Raw genomic sequence first — 6,091 nt, forward strand, 5'->3', positions numbered from 1 at the left:
TGCGTATCGTCGGCGCCGCTGCAGACGGCGTCCTTCAGCACGATGACACGATAGGCGTGCGTATCGTCGGCGCCGCTGCAGACGGCGTCCTTCAGCACGATGACACGATAGGCGAGATCGATTGCGCCAAGCGTCGTGGCCAGCACGCATACATCCGTTTCGCCGCCCGTTATCACAAGCGTATCGACCTGCTCCGACTGAAGGGTTGGATGCAGGCGGCCGTCAATCCAGGGGGAATAGGTGCGCTTGTCGAAGTGCCTTGCCGGTGGAACCAACGACGCCAGCGATGGGGCGAGATCGATGAATCCGCGCGGAAGATGCTCACCCGTCATCATCCACCATTTCTGGTAATAATCCCGCCATTTCCCCGGCATGTCGTCCGCACGCTCGGGTGGCAGGAAGCGGGTAAAGATCGTTCGCGACGAGTGCCGCCCGGCCAGCTCTTCGATCTGGGGAGAGATCCGTGCCATCCAGGGAACGTGCCACGGCGTGTCTTCGGCAAACATCCGCTGCATATCGACGCAAAGGTGCCGCCACTCCCCGACCTCGCCCATCACATCCTCCACTCGGTCTTCGGGCGTCAACCGCCGCGCGCGGCGAAAGTTCCTGGCGGAAGATCAAAAGCCTCTCAGGCGACAGCACTCTCAGCTGTCCGGAAACTATCAAGGTCGCGAAGAGGAACCGGTTTGGAGAAGAAGTAGCCTTGGAGGTCGGTGCAGCCGAGGGCAGCCAGAAAGTCGCGTTGATATTCGGTTTCGACCCCTTCAGCCGTCGTCGAGATACCGAGGTTGCGGCTAAGCGCGACGATGGCGCCAATGATGGCCGCCCCGTTGGCTTTCGTGCCGAGCTGTGAGACGAACGAACGATCAATCTTGATGCGGTCGATATCGAAGCGTAGCAGATGGCTGAGACATGAAAAGCCGGTTCCGAAATCATCGAGCGAAATCTGAACACCTTGGCTGCGCAGCGACTTCAGCACCGTATAGACGTCCGAGTTATCCTCGATGAGCGAGGACTCGGTGAGCTCGAGCTCGAGCCGGGACGGCGGCAGGCCGCTCTCCTGGAGCACGGCGAATACTTCCTCGGCAAAATTTGGTCTTCTCAACTGGGCGGGAGACACGTTGACCGCAACAAATGTGTTTTCAGGCCATTTGCAGGCGGCTCTACAGGCTTCGCGCAATACCCAGAAACCGAGAGCGTCGATGAGGCCGCCCTCCTCGGCGACAGGGATGAAGCTGGCAGGCGTCAATAGTCCGCGCTGACTGTGACGCCAACGCACGAGAGCCTCCGCGCCCGACGCCGAGTATCCGCCGCCCTCGGCGCGATGTACCGTTTGGTAGTAAACTTCGAGCGATCCGAAGTCCGGCTTGTTCGCAATCGGGTCGGATTGTGGACCGTCAGCGGATGAGGCCGTGCCTTTGGCCAGAACTTCCCGCAATTCGTTCTTGAGTATGTCGCGCGCATTCCTGCCGCCGTCCATGGACGGTGAATAGACGCGCCATTGGCCTCTGCCGCCCATCTTTGCTTCGTACAGCGCGACGTCGGCGTAGCGCATGATGTCATCGGCATTCCGTCCGGCGTCCGGCACGACGGTCACGCCGATCGAGCCGCCGACCCGTGCGACCGCCTCGCCCCTCAGAAGCGGGAAGGGCTTGCCAAGTTCGGCAACGATCGCGTCGCATATTACAGGCAAAACCTGATCATGATCTTTGATGTCCCGAAGAAGCAGGGCGAATTCGTCCCCTCCGAGCCGGGCAAGCGTGTCGCCCGGACGAAGCAGGGAGTGGATCCGCTCCGCAGCCATCCTGATGAGTTCATCGCCGGCGGCATGGCCGAACGTGTCGTTCACGGCCTTGAAGCGGTCGAGATCGAGAAGCGCGACTGCCGAGCGCTCGGCCGAATTCTTCGTCTCGGCCAGGCACTCGTCGAACCTCATCGCGAACAAAGCGCGGTTGGGAAGGCTCGTGAGCACGTCATGCAAGGCAAGCTGTCTTGCATGCAGCTCGCTTTTTCTCAACTCGCCGAGGCTGCTTCGCAGGCGCACCAGCAAAACCGAGAACAGGATCGCGATCACCAGGGCGGCAATCGAAAGCGCCGGCATCAATCGGCCGATCACTCTCGAGCCTGGAAGATCGGGCCGCCATACGATGAAGCCGATCGGTTCGCCATTTGCCGTGGCGTCGATCTGGAAGGCAACCTCGTTTTCGTCTGCATCGGCTGTGCGCGCGAAGCGCGCGCCGTTGAGGCCCTGTTGCCGGCTCAATTCGTCCAGCGCCGCACCATCGATAAACCGCACGACGATCAGGAATTGCCGCATCGTCTGCCGTTGCCCCTCTTCGGGATCGTTGATGGCGACGACGCCGACGATCGTCGGCCGACCTTCCAGCCGCATCAGATTGGCCAACGCAGTGTTGGAGCGTCCTGGGCTCGCAAGGCGGCTTTCCATCGAGGACGGCGTTCTTTCGTTGGAAACCGCGCCTGGTCTCACCCCGAGGCGGGCATCCTGAAGCAGAGGCAAAAAGAGAGGCTTCATCCAGCGATAACGCTTTTCCGTTTGGGCGTCCGCCAGCATCAGCAGTTGAGCCTTCTCGTCGACGACAAAGGCCTGATCGTAGCCGAAGGCGGACATTGCGGTCTGGCTGATCGCACTCCCGGCGGCCGCTGTCAGAACGGCATCGAGGCTGGAGGAACCTCCGCTTGACCGGGCAGCCGGATAAACACGTGTGAGGTAGCCGTTGCCGAACTGGCCGATGACATGGGCGACTTGATCGACCTGTTCCCGCAGGCGGGCATTCACAAGCTGGCGCTGTCGATCAAGGGCGGCAGCATCGCTTTCGGTTCCTGCCCAGAGCGCCGAGAGTACAACAAGTCCGATCGCTCCAAGTCCGCTGACGGCAATCAGAAACAGAATTCTTCCCGAGGCAATCCAGGATTGCTGAAACGTCTTGGAGCTGGAAGGAAGAACGATCTGCAAGCCTAGACCCCTGAACACCACCACACGGGCGCATTGGCCGACGCTAACAAAGAAGCGTTCACGTAGAATTAAAGGCTGCGGCGCACTATGGGGCGAGATCGACTATTCCCCGAGGAGCTCCCGACGATGTTGCGCATATCCATTCAGACTATACTGCGCGGAGCGCTGATGGCGGGCGGGATGGGTATTTTTTTGGCCGCGACCTCGCCGCTTGAGGTGGCCGCGCAAGATCGCATGCCAATGAGAATTGCCGTCGAAGGTGCATTTCCGCCCTTCAACTATCTCGATGCAAATAACAAACTTCAGGGCTTCGACATCGATATTGCCAATGCGCTGTGCGAGGTTGGCAAGTTCGAATGCCAATTTATCATCGAGAAGTGGGACGACATTATCCCCGATCTCGTTGCCGACAAATACGACGCGATCATCTCATCCATGTCGATGAGCCTTGAGCGGCGTCAAAAGGTTGCCTTCACTGAAAAATACTACAACAGCCCGTCTGTGTTCATCGCCCGGAAGGATTCGTCGATCAGCGATGTCAGCCCCGCCGCCCTCAACGATAAAATTCTTGGGGTGACATCGTCGACAGCGCAGGAATCCTATGCCAACCATCTTTATCCGGAAATGAAAAAGAAGGTGTTTCGGTCTTCGCCCGAATTGTACAAGGGGCTGGCGGACGGGAGCGTCGACATTATCCTCGAGGATAAACTCGCCATCTACGACTGGATTGCCAACACCAAGGCAGGAAGCTGCTGCGAGTTCAAAGGACCGGATCTGGTCGACATCACATAMTTCGGTGAGGGTGCCGGCATCGCGCTGCGCCTCGATGACAAGGAGCGTCTTGCGCGCCTGAACGAAGCGTTGAAGAGCATCAAGGCGGACGGGACCTACGACATGATCAACGCAAAATATTTCCCGTTCAGCATCCAGTAGTTCGTCAATCATCGTTGTGCGATGCAGAATGGCCGGCTTTCCGCCGGCCATTCCTATCAGGTAAAATCCTCAGTCGTAGTCCCTAGAGCATTTCCGTTTTTCTTCGAATCACGGAAATGCTCTATCCCTTTGTTTTCTCGCAATTCCGGACGCAAAACCGCTACGCGCTTTTGCTGGAATTGCTCTAGGCGGCTTTCGCGACCTCTCCGTGCGGATCGAGGACATATTTCGTCGCCGCTCCCTGGTCGAAGCTCTCATATCCATTGGCGGCATCGTCGAGCGGAATGACCTTGGCGTTGACGATATCGGCAATTGGCAGCCGGTCGTGGAGGATCGCCTGCATGAGCTGACGATTATATTTGATCACCGGAGTCTGGCCGGTGTGGAAGGACTGCGCCTTGGCCCATCCGAGGCCGAAGCGGAGCGACAGATTGCCGTGTTTGGCGGCGTTGTCGACGGCGCCCGGATCCTCGGTAACGTAGAGGCCGGGAATGCCGATCGAACCCGCGGCACGGGTAATCTCCATCATCTGATTGAGCACGATCGCCGGCTGTTCGCCGCCCGAGTGGCCGCGTGCCTCGAAGCCGACCGCATCGATGGCGCTGTCCACCTCATTGGTGCCGACGACCTGCGCGATCATGTCGCCGAGACGGTCGCTCTTCGACAGGTCGATCGGTTCGAAACCGACCTTCGCCGCATGCGCCAGACGGTCCTTGTTGAAATCACCGATCATCACGACAGCAGCGCCGAGAATGCGAGCCGAAGCCGCAGCCGCAAGGCCGACAGGGCCGGCACCGGCGACATAGACGGTCGAGCCGACCCCAACACCTGCACGCACTGCGCCATGGAAGCCGGTGGGCAGAATGTCGGAGAGCATGGTGAGATCACGGATCTTCGCCATTGCCCTATCCCGATCGGGGATTTTCAGCAGGTTGAAATCTGCGTAGGGAATGGTGACATAGCGCGCCTGTCCGCCGATCCAGCCGCCCATGTCGACATAACCGTAAGCACCGCCGGCGCGGGCCGGGTTTACCGTCAGGCAGACACCGGTATCCTGAGACTTGCAGCAGCGGCATCGGCCGCAGGCGACATTGAAAGGCACCGAGACGATATCGCCGATTTCGAGCATCTCGACGTCGATGCCTTTCTCGATGATCTCGCCAGTGATTTCATGACCGAGGACCAGGCCCGGCATCGCCGTCGTGCGGCCGCGGACCATGTGCTGATCGGAGCCGCAGATATTGGTCGAGATCACCTTCAGAATGACGCCGTGTTCGATGCGGCGGCCATCGGGCGCTTCCAGCTTCGGGTCGTCGATGTCGCGAACTTCGACCTTGCCCGGCCGGAGATAGACGACGCCTCTATTTTTGCTCATGAATTCCTCCCACTTGTTTGAATGCCTCGATCTGCAACCGATGYAGTCGATGGCAACCTTCCCTCCGGCCTGCCTCCTCTGCAGCCCGGTCCACAACACAGGATACCGCCGCATCGGGCGATATTCGAATTTCCAAAAGGGACAGATTGGATGGAGAAGAGGAGTGAACGCCATGGTTTTCGCCTGTCGTTCCGCTCGTGATCGTCTGCCGCAATCCGTCGATTTGCTATGCCAAGAGCTGGTTTCCGGCTCCAGAATCTCCTTTCGATCCATCTCGATATCTTTCCGGATGACTATCCGGCGATTTCCTTGAGGATTTCAGTTCTTCTACCGCTGCGGGGCAGCGCCGGCGTCAGGCCTGCGTCCCAATGGTCCATTTCGCCAGTTTGCGAGATAGCGCCTTGAACACCACAAGCAAACCATGCCTGACGTAAAACAGCGATCAAGAAAACGACATCGGCGCAGCTCAAAGACGACAGTCGGCAAAGTCGCAATAGCGCTGCGTAGCGGAAATAATTGATCCCGCGAATACGGCGGTTTTCCGGATCGTCCCGGAAGATTTGATCGCCGCCTAAAGGCTTTAGGCGCGATGCGGTCGCCGGCTGCGGCTGACGTCGATTGCCGTGTGCCAGAACACGGCGCCGAGGATGATCGCGCCGCCGAAAAAGGTGGCAACGGGCGGCTGCTCGGAAAACAGCAGCCAGACCCAGAAGGGCGTGAGCACGATTTCCATCGTGCCGATCAGCGCCGCTTCCGCCGGCGGCATCCGCTTTGCCCCGGCAAGGAAGAGCACCAGCGCGAGGGAGAAA

Annotated in this window: 5 protein-coding genes and 1 riboswitch; of the genes, 1 reads left to right on the forward strand and 4 read right to left on the reverse strand. The window is 59.3% G+C overall.

Features of this window, described 5'->3' with window-relative positions:
• Together AC1D1Z_RS32755 and AC1D1Z_RS32760 are read right to left on the reverse strand one after the other, a co-directional pair.
• Positions 1-554 (reverse strand): cysteine hydrolase family protein (locus AC1D1Z_RS32755; protein ID WP_477853007.1); only part of this gene is annotated, 554 nt, incomplete at its 3' end.
• Between the two features lie 74 nt (positions 555-628).
• Positions 629-2,995 (reverse strand): putative bifunctional diguanylate cyclase/phosphodiesterase, encoded by a 2,367-nt coding sequence (locus AC1D1Z_RS32760; RefSeq protein WP_113542992.1) that lies wholly within the window; start codon positions 2,993-2,995, stop codon positions 629-631.
• Positions 2,996-3,100: 105 nt separating this feature from the next.
• Between AC1D1Z_RS32760 and AC1D1Z_RS32765 the strand changes: the two genes are divergently transcribed.
• On the forward strand, positions 3,101-3,907 hold the full coding sequence (locus AC1D1Z_RS32765; protein ID WP_477853009.1) for a transporter substrate-binding domain-containing protein: 807 nt from the start codon (positions 3,101-3,103) through the stop codon (positions 3,905-3,907).
• Positions 3,908-4,091: 184 nt separating this feature from the next.
• On the opposite strand, the gene fdhA is transcribed toward AC1D1Z_RS32765, so the two are convergent.
• Together fdhA and AC1D1Z_RS32775 are read right to left on the reverse strand one after the other, a co-directional pair.
• Complete coding sequence (fdhA, locus tag AC1D1Z_RS32770) at positions 4,092-5,282, reverse strand: formaldehyde dehydrogenase, glutathione-independent (RefSeq protein ID WP_018449119.1); 1,191 nt, start codon at positions 5,280-5,282, stop codon at positions 4,092-4,094.
• 219 nt (positions 5,283-5,501) lie between these two features.
• Positions 5,502-5,701: riboswitch (cobalamin riboswitch) on the reverse strand.
• A 161-nt stretch (positions 5,702-5,862) separates the two neighbouring features.
• Positions 5,863-6,091, reverse strand: a 229-nt coding sequence (locus tag AC1D1Z_RS32775; RefSeq protein ID WP_477853012.1) for an EamA family transporter, incomplete at its 5' end; no start/stop codon positions are given.

This window comes from Rhizobium sp. P1_E1 (genome assembly GCF_056406015.1).